Here is a 14,919-nt window from a genome sequence, read left to right as displayed (position 1 = left end):
TCGAGGGCTTGGCGCCCGGACCGCATGCTACGCCGAAGCGCACGGGCAATCCACGCTTGGTTAACCCGGCGCTAATTCAGTTCCGCGATCCGCAACGATCGATTAAGCACGCCTCAACATCGCTGCCTTAGTCTCGCCCCACTCACTTTTCGCAAACAACGGCGGCCTATCCTGCCGCGTGAAGTGACATCAGGGGGTTCATCATGCGCATTGCGTTGCTGCTGACCGCGACCATTGTCGGCGCGCTCTTTGCCAATCCGTCCCATGCCGGACCGCTGGATGCGTCCGCCGGCGCAGCGCAGGCGTTACCGCCGGGCTTCCAGAGCTACCGCGGCTACATGTTCGACCTGTCGGAGAATTCCGACCGCAAGGATGTCGACAAGCTCACCGACAATGTGAAGAGCCAGATCGACGTGGTCGAGGCTGCCGGCCTCTCGCCGCGCGTGCTACGCTTCTTCCGCACCGTCCCGATCATCGCCAGCGAGCTGGCTTGCCTCGACGAAGGCGCCGCGACCGCCTGCTACGGCCGGGTCGCTCCGAACGTCGAGCGCCACGTGCCGCGGACGCTCACTGTTTGGGACCATGCCACCCAGCGCTGGACCAATCCCAATGCCGTCGACCTCGCGGTCGATTCGGGCCTCGGCGTGATCATGCTGCGGCCGGACATGATGCGTTACGAAAAGGAAGCCGTGCTGCTGCACGAGTTGCTGCACGCCTACCACGCGCGGCTGTTGCCGGACGGCTACGCCAACAAGGGCGTGATCGGCTATTACGCCTACGCCAAGTCCAAGGATCTCTTGCCCAAGGAATCCTACGCGCTGAAGAATCACATGGAATTCTTCGCGGTGACCGCCAGCATCTTCCTGGCCGGGAAGAGCGAATTCCACGACCCGAAGTCGCGCGAGGCGCTCAAGGAGAAGCTGCCGGACTATTACAAATATCTGGTCGGCGTGTTCGGCTTCGACCCCGATGCGGCAGCGTCGAGCGGCCCGGTCGCCTCCCTGAAGTAAGACAGAAAGCGCAAAACCAAGGCAGAGAGCCGCGCGCGCAGCGCGGCTTTTTTGTTTTGGTCACCGGAAGCTGCGGATGACGCGTGGCCGGGAATTGCCAAGGCGGGGCCCGATCTGCATAGTCCGCCCGCATCGATACTGTTTTCGAAGAGGATAGAACAACATGGCGGACGCCGACCTGGATGTCGTGATCCGGCAACTGGCCAGACAGCTGCATACGGGCCTGATGACCCGCGCCAAGGAGCGGCGGGATCGATTTAACGGCCTTGCGGCCAAGGCCAAGGGCAAGGAGACCGGCGACCGCTTCAAGATGATGGCCAAGGCTACCATGGAGCAGGCCATTGCCGCCGCCAAGCGCCTGCAGATGTCCGCCGACAACGTCGCCGACAGCTACGCGCGGTCGATGCGGATCGCCGCCAGCACACCGGTCGCGGTGAAGGTGGAGAAGAAGGCCGCCAAGGAAAAGCCGGTGAAGAAGGCGGCCAAGCCGAAGAAGAAAACCAAGAAAGCGAAGTAGGTGCGGCTGGCGCGCTTCACCTCGCCCCGCTTGCGGGGAGAGGTCGGATCGCTCTTGCGATCCGGGTGAGGGGGTGCAGGTCTCGCGCCAGTCGACCGTGTGGATAGGGCCCCTCACCCCAACCCTCTCCCCGTAAGAACGGGGAGAGGGAGAGAACCTCCCTCACCTTCCGGGCGCGGCGAGCCGGGTTGGCTCGGCGCTCGCGAGTTCGGCGAGTTTTGCGCGCGCTGCATCGCGGGTACGGGCGTCCTTGCCGGCGGGCAGCGCCAGCGCGGCCTCGAAATCGGCGCGCGCCTCATTCGGTTGGCCGCGGGCGAGGAAGGCGAGGCCGCGGTCGAGCCGAGGCTGCGCATCCGAGGGGTCGAGGCGGACCGCGGTGTTGTAGCTCAGGATCGCGCGATCGAGATCGCCGGCGGCGGCGAGCGCGAGACCGCGCTGGTGATAGGGCGCGGCGTGCCTGGGATCATGCGCGATCGCCTCGTCGTAATCCTCGATCGCAAGTTCGAGATCGCCATTCTGCCGGCGCGCCAACGCCCGATCGCGATAGAGCGAGGCGCGGTTGGGATTGAGGTGGATGGCCTCGTCGAAATCCGCGATCGCCCGCCGCCAGTCGCCGTGGCGCAGCGCGATCCGTCCACGCCCCTCATAGGCGAAAGCGATCAGCGAGCCACGCAGCGGCGAGAAGCCGATCACCGCCGAACAGATGTCGGGCTCGTCCTCGTCGCCGCAATTGACGACGGTGTGCGTGGACAGGCCAATCAGCACGCCCAGGGCGATCAACAATGGTACTGCAGCTTTGGTCATCTTCGACGGTGGCGGGCAGAGGGCCGGCCACGCATCCCCTTTCGCAGGAACTGTCACGGCAGGGTATTAACACCGGCCGGGACTGTCCTGTGTGCGACAGGTCACAAAGCGCACAAATTAGGGCCGCGTCCGCGTCAGCCCCAGGGCCCGCGCGAGGACGAGCGACCCCATGGGCTCCGCGGCGGATAGTTCTCATTGGCGCCGACCGACGGCGACGCCTGCGCGCCAAGCTCGGCTGCGAGCTGCTGAAGCGCCGCGATGCGATTCTGCGTCGAGGGATGAGTGGCGAACAGATTGTCCACGCCGTGGCCCGACAGCGGATTGATGATGAACATGTGCGCGGTGGCGGGATTTCGTTCCGCCTCGACATTCGGGACCTGATGCGCCGCGCCTTCGATCTTCACCAGCGCCGAGGCCAGCCACATCGGCTGACCTGCGATGCGTGCGCCGAGATTGTCCGCGGCGTATTCGCGCGTGCGACTGATCGCCATCTGCACCAGCATGGCGCCGATCGGGGCGAGGATCATCATCAGGATCGAACCGACGATGCCCGGACCATTGTTGTCGCGGTTGCCTCCGAAGAACATGCCGAACTGCGCCAGCATCGAGATCGCACCCGCAATGGTCGCGGTCACGGTCATCAGCAGCGTGTCGTGGTGTTTGATATGGGCAAGCTCGTGCGCGATCACGCCGGCGAGCTCCTCGCGGCTGAGCTGGCGCATCAACCCGGTGGTGACCGCGACCGCGGCATTCTCCGGATTGCGCCCGGTGGCAAAGGCGTTGGGCTGCGGCTCGTCCATCAGGAACACGCGCGGCATCGGCAAGCGGGCGCGGCCCGCAAGCTCGGCCACGATCCCGACCAGCTCCGGCGCGCTGCTGCGGTCGACCTCATGGGCGCCATACATCGACAGCACCATCCGGTCGGAGTTCCAGTAGGTGAAGAGATTGGTCGCCGCGGCAATGACGAGCGCAATCATGGCGCCGCCGGCACCGCCGATCAGATAGCCAACACCCATGAACAGAGCGGTGAGGCCTGCGAGCAGCATTGCGGTACGAAGATAGTTCATGGCCGTCTCCCGAGGCCGGCCGTGGCCGCTGGAGGGATTGCGGGCCGGCAAGCATGAGGTAGGGATGACCCCGGCCCGCCCGCAAGGTTTCAAGGTGCGTCGCGGAGCCGCGGCACTTGACCAACATTGCTTTTCCGTCATGCCCGGGCTTGTCCCGGGCATCCACGGTCTCCCTCCACGCAAGGCCGAAAGGCGTGGATGGCCGGGACAAGCCCGGCCATGACGAAGGGATGGTTTGAGGCGCTCAATTCCCTTAAGCTTTGGCAAGATTCCCCACGCGCCCTCCCCCCGGAAACCTCATGCTCCAGACCCGATTTGCGATCGCGGCCGTCACTCTTGTCGCGCTGTCTGCAACCGCCTCTGCCCAGTTCGCGCCGCCGCCCGCAAAGCCCGCGGCTCCCAAGGCCACCGCGCCCTCGCCGCGCGCGGCGTCGTGCCACAATGGCGCGAACTTCGATCGCTTCCTGGCCGACGTGAAGCAGCAGGCCGTTGCCGCCGGCGTGTCGCAGCGGACGATCGCGGCGGCCTCGCCTTACCTCGTCTACGACCAGGGCATCGTCAATCGCGACCGCGGCCAGCGCGTGTTCGGCCAGCTCTTCACCGAATTTGCCGGCCGCATGGCCGCGCCCTACCGCATGCAGAACGGCCAGCAGCACATCAAGCAGCATGCGGCCGCGTTCGCGCGCGCGGAGAAAGAATACGGCGTGCCGCCGGCGGTGATCGCCGCGTTCTGGGGACTGGAGAGCGACTTCGGCGTCAACATGGGCAATTTGCCGACGCTGAAGTCGCTGGTGTCGCTGGCCTATGATTGCCGCCGCTCGGAGATGTTCGTGAACGAGACCATCGCCGCGCTGAAGATCATCGACCGCGGCGATTTGCATCCCGACGAGATGGTCGGCTCGTGGGCCGGCGAGCTCGGACAGACCCAGTTCCTGCCCGTGCATTACGTCAACTATGCCGTCGACTACGACGGCGACGGACGTCGCGATCTCCTCCGCAGCGAGGACGACGTGATCGGCTCGACCGCGAACTACATCGCCAACGGATCGAAGTGGCGGCGCGGTGAGCCGTGGCTGGAGGAGATCAAGGTGCCGCAAAACCTGCCGTGGGATCAGACCGACCTCACGGTGCAGCTGCCGCGCTCGAAATGGGCGCAGCTGGGGGTGACCTATCCCGACGGGAGGCCGCTGCCGAACGACAATCTTGCCGCGTCGGTGCTGCTGCCGATGGGTCGGAACGGGCCGGCCTTCATGGCGTACCCGAATTTCGCGGCCTATACCGAGTGGAATAACTCGCTGATCTATTCGACCACCGCAGGTTATCTCGCCACCCGCATTGCGGGCGCGGCCCCGATGCGAAAGCCATCCACACCGGTCGCGCAACTGCCGTTCAACGAGCTCAAGCAATTGCAGCAGCTTCTGGTCCAGGCCGGTTTCAACGTCGGCAAGGTCGACGGCGTGCTGGGCCAGCAGAGCCGCGCCGCCGTGAAGGCGATGCAGATCAAATACGGTCTGCCGGCCGATTCCTGGCCCACCGCCGAGCTTTTGGCCCGGATGCGCGGTGGCACGGCGCAGGCACAGCCGGCGGCGACGATCCGATAGAATTTTCGCACTGCACAAGCCGCTGCTGCGATTGTATTTTTCCATGAGGTTCCCATGTGAGTGGCTCAGGTTTCTCCTGAGATTTCCCACCACAGAGCGAGCATCACATGTCCTTCCACGACGCCGTCGTTCCCGCCTATTTGCAAATGCTGAACAGCCTCACCGGCCTGCTCACGAAAGCCGAGGCGCATTGTGCGGCCAAGAAGGTCGACCCGAGCGTCCTGCTGGGCTCCCGCCTGTTTCCGGACATGCTGCCGCTGTCGAAGCAGATCCAGCTGGTCACCGATTTCGCAGCCAAAGGTTGCGCCCGGCTGACCCATAGCGACGTGCCGTCCACACCGGACACCGAGACCAGCTTTGCGGAGTTGAAGCAGCGCCTGGCGAAGACCATCGACTATGTGAAATCGTTCAAGCCCGATCAGTTCGAGGGCGCCGACACCAGGGACGTCACCTTCCCGGCCGGTCCCGACAAGTCCCTCACCATGAGGGGCCAGCAATTCCTGAGTGCGTACTCGCTGCCGAACTTCTATTTCCACGCCGCGACCGCCCACGGCCTTCTGCGCCACGCTGGCGTCGAGGTCGGCAAGCGCGATTTCCTCGGCGCGAACTAAAACGCGATGATTCAGACGGCCGCGGCGGGAGATCGAATCTGCTGCCGCGGCTGAAATTGCATATGATTTATGCTGCGCGCCTCCGCTGCGCATCTCGCCTGCAGTTTCTGTATGGCTCCTTCCCTTGTGTTGATTGCCGCGATGCACAAATGTTCCAGACCTCTCATCGCCTGGAAGCATTCTCATGAGCCGTTCGACCAAATTGTTTGAGACCTACAAGCTCGGCCCGATCACGCTTGCGAACCGTTTCGTGATGGCGCCGCTGACGCGCAACCGGGCCATTCCCGGCACCTTCGTACCCGGCGCCCTCGCCGCCGACTATTACGCCCAGCGCGCTTCCGCAGGCCTTCTGATCACCGAAGCGAGCCAGGTCTCGCAGCAGGGCCAAGGCTACCAGGACACCCCCGGCATCTACTCCAAGGAGCAGGTTGCCGGCTGGCGCAAGGTCACCGATCAGGTGCACCAGCGCGGCGGCAAGATCTTCATCCAGCTCTGGCATGTCGGCCGCATCTCGCACGTCGACCTTCAGGCCAATGGCGCAGCCCCGGTGGCGCCGAGCGCAATCCGCGCCAAGGGCAAGACCTTCGTCAACGGCGGCTTCGCCGACGTCTCCGAGCCCCGGGCGCTCGAGCTCTCCGAAATTCCAGGCATCATCGACGATTTCAAGCGCGCCACGAAGAACGCGCTCGAGGCCGGCTTCGACGGCGTCGAGATCCACGGCGCCAACGGCTATCTGCTCGAGCAGTTCGCCAAGGACGGCACCAACAAGCGGACCGACGCCTATGGCGGCTCGATCGAGAACCGCGCGCGGCTGATGCTGGAAGTCTCCAGGGCCGTCGTCGCCGAGGCCGGCGCCGAGCGTACCGGCATCCGCATCTCCCCGGTGACACCGGCCAACGATATCTCGGAGTCGAACCCGCAATCCCTCTACGACCATATCGTCGACGGTCTCGCCGCGCTGAAGCTCGTCTATCTCCACGTCGTCGAAGGCGCCACCGGCGGTCCGCGCGACATCGCGCCGTTCGACTATGCGGGCCTGCGCAAGCGCTTCCCCGGCGCCTATATCGCCAACAACGGCTATGATTTCGATCTCGCCAGCAAGGTGCTGGACGCGAACGCGGCCGATCTCATCGCCTTCGGCAAGCCGTTCATCTCCAACCCCGATCTCGTCGAGCGGCTGAAGACGGGCGCGACGCTGAACGATTGGGACAAGAACACGTTCTACGGCGGTGGCGCGAAGGGATACACGGATTACCCGGCGCTGGCGGCTGAACCGGCGGAGTAAGCGTCGTCGTCGCTCCATCCTCCGTCATTGCGAGAGCGAAGCGACGAAGCAATCTAGACTACGTCCGTGGAAAGACTCTGGATTGCTTCGCTTCGCTCGCAATGACGGTGGAAGCAAAATCCACGACAATAAAAAGAAAAAAAGGCCGGGATTGCTCCCGGCCTTTCGTCGTTATGTTGACGTGCCTTACTGCAGCGAAGCGCGCTTCGGGGGCTGGGCCGGCCACGACTTGATCAGGGTGTCGTAGTCGACCGTCTCGCCCTTCGGCTTCTCGTTGGCGAGCTTGCGCTGGGGAGCAATCGTGCCGTCCTTCTGGGCCTTGGCGAACCAGTACTCGGCCGTCTCCTTCTTGTGCAGCTTCGGACCGCAGGCGCCCTGCACGCCGGACTTCTCCAGACGCTCCATCACGGAGTCCTGCGCAGCGGCGAGCGAGTCCATCGCGGCTTGCGGCGTCTTCGCACCAGACGACGCATCGCCGATGTTCTGCCACCACAGCTGCGCCAGCTTCGGATAGTCGGGCACGTTGTTGCCGGTCGGGGTCCACTGCACGCGCGCGGGCGAGCGGTAGAACTCGATCAGGCCGCCGAGCTTCGGCGCACGCTCCGTGAACGACTTGTCCCAGATGTCGGATTCACGAATGAACGTGAGACCGACATGGCTCTTCTTCAGCGACACCGTCTTGGAGACGATGAACTGGAGATAGAGCCAGGCTGCCTTGCGGCGATCCGCCGGGGTCGACTTCAGAAGCGTCACGGAGCCGGCGTCCTGGTAGCCGAGCTTCATGCCTTCCTTCCAGTACGAACCGTGCGGCGACGGAGCCATACGCCATTTCGGCGTACCGTCCGCGTTCATCACGGCGATGCCCGGCTTCACCATGTCGGCGGTGAAGGCGGTGTACCAGAACATCTGCTGGGCGATGTTGCCCTGCGCCGGCACCGGACCCGACTCGGAGAAGGTCATGCCCTGAGCCTGCGGCGGAGCATACTTCTTCATCCACTCGAGGTACTTGGTGATCGAGTAGACCGCGGCCGGACCGTTGGTGTCGCCACCACGCTCGACCGAGGAGCCGACCGGACGGCAGCCTTCCATGCGGATGCCCCATTCGTCGACCGGCAGACCGTTCGGGATGCCCTTGTCGCCGTTACCGGCCATCGACAGCCAGGCGTCGGTGAAACGCCAGCCGAGCGACGGGTCCTTCTTGCCATAGTCCATATGGCCATAGACCTTGACGCCGTTGATCTCCTTGATGTCGTTGGTGAAGAACTCGGCGATGTCTTCATAGGCCGACCAGTTCACGGGCACGCCGAGCTCGTAGCCATACTTGGCCTTGAACTTGGCCTTGTAGTCGGCGTTGGTGAACCAGTCGTAGCGGAACCAATAGAGGTTCGCGAACTGCTGGTCGGGCAGCTGATAGAGCTTGCCGTCCGGCGCCGTGCCGAACGACTTGCCGATGAAGTCGTTGACGTCGAGCATGGGGTCGGTGACATCCTTGCCCTCGCCGGTCATGTAGTCCGACAGCGCGATGGTCTGGCCGTAGCGGAAATGCGTGCCGATCAGGTCGGAATCGTTGATCCAGCCGTCGTACACGTTCTTGCCGGACTGCATCTGGGTCTGCAGCTTCTCGACGACGTCACCTTCCTGGATGATGTCGTGCTTGAGCTTGATGCCGGTGAGCTCGGAGAACGCCTTGGCCAGCGTCTGCGACTCGTATTCGTGGGTCGTGATGGTTTCGGAGACCACGTTGATCTCCATGCCCTTGAAGGGCTCGGCGGCCTTGGCGAACCACTCCAGCTCCTTCTTCTGGTCTTCCTTCGACAGCGTCGAGGGCTGGAATTCCGCGATCCACTTCTGGATCGCGGCGTCGTCGGCGGCGCGCACCGGCGCCGAGACGGCCAGCGACACCGCGACGATGGCGGCGACGCTGGACATCATCAGAAAGCTATTCTTGGTCAATGGACGTTCCCTTCTCCTAAACTGCCGCATGTTATTCCTCCGTTGCAGCGACAAACTTTTTACAGGCCCGGGTTGGTCCCGGATCTGGCCGTTCCTTCGCGGGCTAGACCGTGCGGAAAATGAGTACGGCCGTGGCCAGCGAAATTCCTGATGCGATCCAAAGGCGCGAAATTTCAAGTCCGTCCTCGCCGATCGGCAGCGTGGCGAGTGCGTCGGTGCCGGCGAAGGCGATCCAGAGCAGGTGGATGACCGCCGCCGTGATCAGGGAGATGAACAGGCGGTCGCCGCGTGTCGTCGGGATGCGCAGCACGCCGACGCGCTCTGCTTCTGGATAGGCCACCCCAAGCCAGGTCATCACAGCCAGCGTGCACGCCAGCGCGACAAAGAAGATCGCCGTCGGCGGCGTCCAGGCCATCCATGCAATCGACTCCATTGACGCCTCCCTAGACCCGACCGAGCGCAAAACCGCTCGCGATGTAATTGCGGACGAACCAGATCACGAGCGCGCCCGGGATGATCGTCAGCACGCCGGCCGCAGCCAGCAGGCCCCAGTCCATGCCCGCAGCCGACACCGTGCGCGTCATGATCGCCGCGATCGGCTTGGCCGAGACCGAGGTCAGCGTGCGCGCGAGCAGCAGCTCGACCCAGGAGAACATGAAGCAGAAGAAGGCGGCGACGCCGATGCCGCTCGCAATCAGCGGCACCAGGATCTTGATGAAGAAGCGCGGGAAGGAATAGCCGTCGAGGAAGGCGGTCTCGTCGATCTCGCGCGGCACGCCGGAGACGAAGCCTTCCAGGATCCACACCGCCAGCGGGACGTTGAAGATGCAGTGCGCGAGCGCGACCGCCCAGGGCGTATCGAACAGCCCGATCGCCGAATAGAGGTTGAAGAACGGCAGGGCATAGACCGCGGCCGGCGCCATGCGGTTCGACAGCAGCCAGAAGAACAGATGCTTGTCGCCGAGGAAGCGGTAGCGCGAGAACGCGTAGGCTGCCGGCAGCGCCACCGAGATCGAGATGATGGTGTTGAGGACGACATATTCCAGCGAGTTGATATAGCCGGAATACCAGCTCTCGTCGGTGAAGATGCGCTTGTAGTGCTGCAGCGTCGGGGCGTGCGGCCACAGCGTCATCGTCGAGACGATCTCGGCGTTGGTCTTGAAGCTCATGTTGACGAGCCAGTAAATCGGCAACAGCAGGAAGATCAAAAACAGCGCCATGATGAGGCGACGGCCGGGGATCGAATGCATCACACGGCTCCTTCATGCGATTTCCGGTCGGCGCCGGCATTGGTCATGACGGTGTAGAAGATCCAGCAGACGATCAGGATGATGAGGTTGTAGACCAGCGACAGCGCGGCGGCCTTGCCGAGGTCGAACTGGCCGAGCGCGATCTTGACCAGCTCGATCGACACGAAGGTCGTCGAATTGCCGGGGCCGCCGCCCGTCACCACGAACGGCTCGGTGTAGATCATGAAACTGTCCATGAAGCGCAGCAGCACCGCGATCAGCAGCACGCGATTCATCTTGGGCAGCTGGATCGCCTTGAACACGGCCCAGCGCGAGGCGCCGTCGATCTGCGCCGCCTGGTAATAGGCTTCGGGAATCGACTTCAGGCCGGCGTAGCAGAGCAGCGCGACCAGGCTGGTCCAGTGCCAGACGTCCATCACGATGACGGTGACCCAGGCGTCGATGTCGTTGGAGACGTAATTGTAATCGATGCCGATGGCATTGAGGACATAGCCGAGCAGGCCGATGTCGGGCCGGCCGAAGATCTGCCAGATCGTGCCGACCACGTTCCACGGGATCAGCAAGGGCAGCGCCAGGATGACGAGGCAGGCTGCGACCGTCCAGCCCTGGCGCGGCATCGACAGCGCGACGACGATGCCGAGCGGCACCTCGATCGCGAGGATCACCAGGGAGAAGAACAGATTGCGGCCAAGCGAGGCCAGGAAGCGGCCGCCGAGATCGGTCGAGGGGTCGAGCAGCTCCTTGAACCAGCCGACACCGTTCCAGAAGAACTGGTTGTTGCCGAAGGTGTCCTGCATCGAATAGTTCACCACCGTCATCAGCGGCAGCACTGCCGAGAAGGCGACGACCAGGAACACCGGCAGCACCAGGAACCAGGCTTTTTGGTTGACGGTCTTGTCCATCAGGCGGCTCCCTCCACCAGAAGGCTGTCGGCATAGACGTGGACGTGTGACGGGTCGAATTTCAAGCCGGCCGTGCCGTCCGGGCTGGTGAAGCCAGCCGGCGCGCGGGCCGCGAGCTTTGCATCACCGAGCCGCGCACGCGCGAAGCGGATACGGCCGAGGTCGTCGACGCGTTCGATCTTCGCACTGAGCAGGCCGGGCGCAGGCGCGACGGCCTCAACGAATTCCGGACGGACGCCGATCTCGATCTTCGCGCCATCGGGCAGCTTGTCGTAGCTGCGGTTGAGCGCGATCACATGACCGCCGATCCTGGCCTCACGGCCCCTCACCTCGGCCGGAATGATGTTCATGCCGGGCGAGCCGATGAAATAGCCGACGAAGGTGTGCGCCGGCTTGTCGAACAGCTCGGCCGGCGTGCCGCTCTGCACCACCCGGCCGTCATGCATGACCACCACGGTGTCGGCGAAGGTCAGCGCCTCGGTCTGGTCATGGGTGACGTAGATCATCGTCAGGTCGAGCTCGCGATGCAGCGCCTTCAGCTTGGAGCGGAGCTGCCATTTCAGCTCGGGGTCGATCACGGTGAGCGGCTCGTCGAACAGCACGGCGGCGACGTCGGAGCGGACCAGGCCGCGGCCGAGCGAGATCTTCTGCTTGGCATCGGCCGTGAGCCGCGTCGCCTTGCGGTTCAGATAGGGCTCGAGGTCGAGCAGGCGGCCGATTTCGGCGACGCGCTTGTCGATCTCGGCCTTCGGCACGCCGCGGTTCTTCAGAGGGAACGCCAAGTTCTGCCCCACCGTCATGGTGTCGTAGATCACCGGAAACTGGAACACCTGGGCGATGTTGCGCTTCTGGGTTGACAGCGGTGTGATGTCCTCGCCGTCGAACAGGATTTTCCCCCGCGACGGCGTGATGATGCCGGAGATGACGTTGAGCAGCGTGGTCTTGCCGCAGCCGGACGGCCCGAGCAGCGCGTAGGCGCCGCCCTGCCGCCAGGTCATGGTGACGGGCTTCAGCGCAAAACTGTCCTGCGGCGCATCATTGCCGCCGTAGGAGTGCGCGAGATCGACGAGGTCAATGCGGGCCATGTCGCATCCCCCTCAGGCTTTTTTCTTTGACGCGTTTTCTTCACGCGAACCGCTCGGCACTTCGCTTGAAAACGCTATGGGACCAGGAGCGGCGACCAAACGATCTGCCGCATCGAAAACGAAGACGTCGTTGGGATCGAGCACGGCATCGAGCGTCTGGCCGGGCTCGAACTCGTGCACGCCGTGCAGCACCGCCACCCAGTTCGATCCGTCGCGGGTCAGATGCACGAAACTCTCCGAACCGGTGATCTCGGTCACCGTGACCGTGGCATGGAAGGCGTGGCGGTCGGTCTCGCCATTGGCAAGCGCGAGCTGATGGGCGCGAAATCCGACGCGATAGGCGCCGTCCGCAAGCGAGGAATAGAGACCGGACGCCGGCGCGGCAATACCACCCGCATATTGCACGGAGCCATTCTTCTTCTCGATGCCGACGAGATTGAGCGGCGGATCGGAGAACACTTGCGCGACGCGCAAGGTCTGCGGATGACGGTAGACGTTCGGCGTCTCGCCGATCTGAAGCGCTTTCCCCTCCCACATGCACACCGTATTGCCGCCGAGGAGAAGAGCCTCGGTCGGCTCGGTGGTGGCATAGACGAAGATCGCGCCGGATGCCTCGAAGATGCGCGGCAGCTCGGTGCGCAGCTCCTCGCGCAGCTTGTAGTCGAGATTGGCGAGCGGCTCGTCGAGCAGCACGAGGTCGGCGCCCTTCACCAGCGCGCGCGCCATCGCAGTTCGCTGCTGCTGGCCGCCGGAAAGCTGGAGCGGCGTGCGCTTCAGGAACGGCTCGAGCCTGAGCAGCCGGGCGGCTTCCGCGACGCGCGCCTCGATCTCGGCGCGCGGCTTGCCCTGCACGCGCAAGGGCGAAGCGATGTTCTCGTAGACCGACAGCGAGGGGTAGTTGATGAACTGCTGATAGACCATGGCGACCGAGCGCTGGCGCACGTCGACACCGGTGACGTCCTTGCCATTGACCAGCAGCTTGCCCGATGTCGGCTTGTCCAGGCCTGCGAGCAGCCGCATGATCGAGGTCTTGCCCGACAGCGTCGGCCCGAGCAGCACGTTGAGCGTGCCGCTCTCGAGCGTTAGCGAGACGTCGCGGATATGTGGGATACCATCGACAGTCCGGGTCACGTGGTCGAGTGTCACTGTCATGAGCGTCCTCCGGCTTCCAGCAGGGGACTTTGCTGCACGGCGTGGGTCCTGATCCAGTCGTCAAGCGCCGCGATTTCGTCGGCACTTAGTCGCAGGCCGAGCTTGGAACGGCGCCAGACGACGTCGTCGGCGGTAACGGCCCATTCGTTGGCCATGAGATAGCGGACTTCGCGCTCGGTCAGCGTCGCGCCGAAGGCCTGGCCGAGATCGGCCGCCGATTTCGCATCCCCAAGCAGCTTGATCGCCCTCGTGCCATAGGCGCGCGCGAGGCGCCGCGCATGCTCGTGGCTGAGGAAGGGATAGCCGCGCTGAAGCTCGGCGATCAGGCCGTCGACATCGGACACGCCCATGTCGCCGCCGGGCAGCGGCCATTTGCCGGTCCAGCCTTCGCGCGCTTTCGCACTGCGAAGATAGGGCGCGAGCCGCTCCAGCGCCTCCTCGGCAAGACGGCGGTAGGTCGTGATCTTGCCGCCATAGATCGACAGCAGCGGCACGCCGCCGGGCGTGTCGAGCTCGAACACATAGTCGCGCGTCGCGGCCTTGGCTTCGCTGGCGCCGTCGTCGTAGAGCGGACGCACGCCGGAATAGGTCCAGACCACGTCATCGGGCGTGACAGGCTTGGCCAGATATTCACTTGCCGCCGTGCAGAGATACTGGATCTCCTCGGCCGTCGCCTTCACCTTGGCGGGATCGCCTTCATAGTCGCGGTCGGTGGTGCCGATCAGCGTAAAATCGTCCTGATAGGGAATGACGAAGATGATGCGGCCGTCGGCATTCTGGAACATGTAGGCGCGGTCGTGGTCGTAGAGCTTCTTGACCACGATGTGCGAGCCTTGCACCAGGCGCACCTTGGCTTTGGCGTTGACGCCGGCGCCGCGGCCGAGCACATCCTCGACCCAGGGACCGCCGGCATTGACCAGCGCACGAGCCTGGATCGACGAACGCGCGCCGGTCAGCGTGTCGATCATGCTGACGGTCCAGATGCCGTCTGACTGTTTGATATCCGTCGCGCGCGTGCGGGTGCGGATCTCGGCGCCCTTGTCGGCGGCATCGCGCGCGTTGAGCACGACGAGACGGGCGTCGTCGACGAAGCAGTCGGAATATTCGAACGCGCGGCCGTAGCGGTTGGGGATCAGCGGGCGGCCGACCTCGTCGCGCCCAAGGTCGACCGAGCGCGTCGCCGGCAACAGATGACGGCCGCCGATGTGGTCATAGAGGAAGAGGCCGAGGCGCAGCAGCCAGGCCGGCCGCAGGCCCGCATGGTGCGGCAAAACGAAACGCAGGGGGCGAATGATGTGGGGCGCGATGCCCCAGAGAATCTCGCGCTCGATCAGCGCCTCGCGGACCAGCCGAAACTCGTAATATTCGAGATAGCGCAGGCCGCCATGCACCAGCTTGGTCGACCAGGACGACGTCCCGCTCGCCAGATCGTTCATTTCGCACAGGAAAACCGTGTTGCCACGGCCCACCGCGTCGCGCGCGATGCCGCAGCCGTTAACACCGCCTCCGATAATGGCGAGGTCGAAAATACGCTCCAACAGACGCATCCCCCGGCGACCGCCCGTTCAATCGAGCGGTAACTTTCGCTTTTGATTAGATCACACCAGAAAACGAAAGCAAGATGAAAGAGAGGAGGAAGGAAGTGAAAGCGGAACTTTTAAGTGGGCAGCGCGAGCGAAAAA

At 64.2% G+C, this 14,919-nt stretch carries 14 protein-coding genes; 5 read left to right on the top strand and 9 right to left on the bottom strand.

The window, feature by feature from the left end; translation table 11 throughout:
• Positions 1-203: 203 nt before the first annotated feature.
• Together AC0L3J_RS18845 and AC0L3J_RS18840 are read left to right on the top strand one after the other, a co-directional pair.
• Positions 204-1,010, top strand: a complete 807-nt coding sequence (locus AC0L3J_RS18845; RefSeq protein WP_473348062.1) for a hypothetical protein — start codon at positions 204-206, stop codon at positions 1,008-1,010.
• A 163-nt stretch (positions 1,011-1,173) separates the two neighbouring features.
• Positions 1,174-1,527 (top strand): hypothetical protein, encoded by a 354-nt coding sequence (locus tag AC0L3J_RS18840; RefSeq protein ID WP_473348061.1) that lies wholly within the window; start codon positions 1,174-1,176, stop codon positions 1,525-1,527.
• Between the two features lie 162 nt (positions 1,528-1,689).
• Here AC0L3J_RS18840 and AC0L3J_RS18835 read toward each other — a convergent pair whose 3' ends face one another.
• Together AC0L3J_RS18835 and htpX are read right to left on the bottom strand one after the other, a co-directional pair.
• Complete coding sequence (locus AC0L3J_RS18835; RefSeq protein ID WP_473348060.1) at positions 1,690-2,331, bottom strand: tetratricopeptide repeat protein; 642 nt, start codon at positions 2,329-2,331, stop codon at positions 1,690-1,692.
• Between the two features lie 134 nt (positions 2,332-2,465).
• Positions 2,466-3,398: a zinc metalloprotease HtpX gene (htpX, locus tag AC0L3J_RS18830; protein WP_473348059.1), complete on the bottom strand. Its 933-nt coding sequence runs from the start codon at positions 3,396-3,398 to the stop codon at positions 2,466-2,468.
• Between the two features lie 299 nt (positions 3,399-3,697).
• Here htpX and AC0L3J_RS18825 point away from each other — a divergent pair, with 299 nt between their 5' ends.
• The 3 genes from AC0L3J_RS18825 to AC0L3J_RS18815 all read left to right on the top strand — a co-directional run bounded on the left by AC0L3J_RS18825 (position 3,698) and on the right by AC0L3J_RS18815 (position 6,895).
• Entirely contained in the window at positions 3,698-4,999 is a 1,302-nt protein-coding gene (locus AC0L3J_RS18825) for a lytic murein transglycosylase (protein ID WP_456765635.1), read from the top strand.
• A 107-nt stretch (positions 5,000-5,106) separates the two neighbouring features.
• Complete coding sequence (locus AC0L3J_RS18820; RefSeq protein ID WP_456765636.1) at positions 5,107-5,610, top strand: DUF1993 domain-containing protein; 504 nt, start codon at positions 5,107-5,109, stop codon at positions 5,608-5,610.
• 184 nt (positions 5,611-5,794) lie between these two features.
• The gene (locus AC0L3J_RS18815) at positions 5,795-6,895 is read left to right on the top strand and encodes an alkene reductase (RefSeq protein WP_456765637.1); all 1,101 of its coding nucleotides are present in this window, start codon (positions 5,795-5,797) and stop codon (positions 6,893-6,895) included.
• A gap of 186 nt (positions 6,896-7,081) precedes the next feature.
• On the opposite strand, the gene AC0L3J_RS18810 is transcribed toward AC0L3J_RS18815, so the two are convergent.
• The 7 genes from AC0L3J_RS18810 to glpD form a co-directional block, all read right to left on the bottom strand.
• Positions 7,082-8,824: an ABC transporter substrate-binding protein gene (locus AC0L3J_RS18810; protein WP_035962951.1), complete on the bottom strand. Its 1,743-nt coding sequence runs from the start codon at positions 8,822-8,824 to the stop codon at positions 7,082-7,084.
• A gap of 127 nt (positions 8,825-8,951) precedes the next feature.
• The gene (locus tag AC0L3J_RS18805) at positions 8,952-9,281 is read right to left on the bottom strand and encodes a DUF2160 domain-containing protein (protein ID WP_211398805.1); all 330 of its coding nucleotides are present in this window, start codon (positions 9,279-9,281) and stop codon (positions 8,952-8,954) included.
• A 10-nt stretch (positions 9,282-9,291) separates the two neighbouring features.
• Positions 9,292-10,098 (bottom strand): carbohydrate ABC transporter permease, encoded by an 807-nt coding sequence (locus AC0L3J_RS18800; RefSeq protein WP_018454979.1) that lies wholly within the window; start codon positions 10,096-10,098, stop codon positions 9,292-9,294.
• Positions 10,098-11,000, bottom strand: a complete 903-nt coding sequence (locus AC0L3J_RS18795) for a carbohydrate ABC transporter permease (protein ID WP_007595151.1) — start codon at positions 10,998-11,000, stop codon at positions 10,098-10,100. Before AC0L3J_RS18795 ends, AC0L3J_RS18800 begins: the two co-directional genes overlap by 1 nt.
• Positions 11,000-12,085 carry an ABC transporter ATP-binding protein gene (locus AC0L3J_RS18790; protein WP_473348058.1) on the bottom strand — a complete coding sequence of 362 codons (1,086 nt, stop codon included), beginning with the start codon at positions 12,083-12,085 and terminating at the stop codon, positions 11,000-11,002. Before AC0L3J_RS18790 ends, AC0L3J_RS18795 begins: the two co-directional genes overlap by 1 nt.
• A gap of 12 nt (positions 12,086-12,097) precedes the next feature.
• Complete coding sequence (locus AC0L3J_RS18785) at positions 12,098-13,237, bottom strand: ABC transporter ATP-binding protein (RefSeq protein ID WP_456765638.1); 1,140 nt, start codon at positions 13,235-13,237, stop codon at positions 12,098-12,100.
• A complete protein-coding gene (gene glpD / locus AC0L3J_RS18780; RefSeq protein WP_456765639.1) occupies positions 13,234-14,784 on the bottom strand; it encodes a glycerol-3-phosphate dehydrogenase in 1,551 nt (516 codons plus the stop codon). The genes AC0L3J_RS18785 and glpD overlap by 4 nt, the downstream gene beginning before the upstream one ends.
• Between the last annotated feature and the right edge of the window lie 135 nt (positions 14,785-14,919).

Source organism: Bradyrhizobium sp. Kon37 (assembly GCF_055807535.1).
Note: the sequence above shows the minus strand (reverse complement) of the source record. Positions and strands in the feature narration are given on the sequence as shown.

What these genes read in the sequence shown, in the direction of transcription:
- AC0L3J_RS18845 (WP_473348062.1), top strand. Translation starts at nt 204, where the DNA reads ATGCGCATTGCGTTGCTGCTGACCGCGACCATTGTCGGCGCGCTCTTT.
- AC0L3J_RS18840 (WP_473348061.1), top strand. Translation starts at nt 1,174, where the DNA reads ATGGCGGACGCCGACCTGGATGTCGTGATCCGGCAACTGGCCAGACAG.
- AC0L3J_RS18835 (WP_473348060.1), bottom strand. Translation starts at nt 2,331, where the DNA reads ATGACCAAAGCTGCAGTACCATTGTTGATCGCCCTGGGCGTGCTGATT.
- htpX (WP_473348059.1), bottom strand. Translation starts at nt 3,398, where the DNA reads ATGAACTATCTTCGTACCGCAATGCTGCTCGCAGGCCTCACCGCTCTG.
- AC0L3J_RS18825 (WP_456765635.1), top strand. Translation starts at nt 3,698, where the DNA reads ATGCTCCAGACCCGATTTGCGATCGCGGCCGTCACTCTTGTCGCGCTG.
- AC0L3J_RS18820 (WP_456765636.1), top strand. Translation starts at nt 5,107, where the DNA reads ATGTCCTTCCACGACGCCGTCGTTCCCGCCTATTTGCAAATGCTGAAC.
- AC0L3J_RS18815 (WP_456765637.1), top strand. Translation starts at nt 5,795, where the DNA reads ATGAGCCGTTCGACCAAATTGTTTGAGACCTACAAGCTCGGCCCGATC.
- AC0L3J_RS18810 (WP_035962951.1), bottom strand. Translation starts at nt 8,824, where the DNA reads ATGTCCAGCGTCGCCGCCATCGTCGCGGTGTCGCTGGCCGTCTCGGCG.
- AC0L3J_RS18805 (WP_211398805.1), bottom strand. Translation starts at nt 9,281, where the DNA reads ATGGAGTCGATTGCATGGATGGCCTGGACGCCGCCGACGGCGATCTTC.
- AC0L3J_RS18800 (WP_018454979.1), bottom strand. Translation starts at nt 10,098, where the DNA reads ATGCATTCGATCCCCGGCCGTCGCCTCATCATGGCGCTGTTTTTGATC.
- AC0L3J_RS18795 (WP_007595151.1), bottom strand. Translation starts at nt 11,000, where the DNA reads ATGGACAAGACCGTCAACCAAAAAGCCTGGTTCCTGGTGCTGCCGGTG.
- AC0L3J_RS18790 (WP_473348058.1), bottom strand. Translation starts at nt 12,085, where the DNA reads ATGGCCCGCATTGACCTCGTCGATCTCGCGCACTCCTACGGCGGCAAT.
- AC0L3J_RS18785 (WP_456765638.1), bottom strand. Translation starts at nt 13,237, where the DNA reads ATGACAGTGACACTCGACCACGTGACCCGGACTGTCGATGGTATCCCA.
- glpD (WP_456765639.1), bottom strand. Translation starts at nt 14,784, where the DNA reads ATGCGTCTGTTGGAGCGTATTTTCGACCTCGCCATTATCGGAGGCGGT.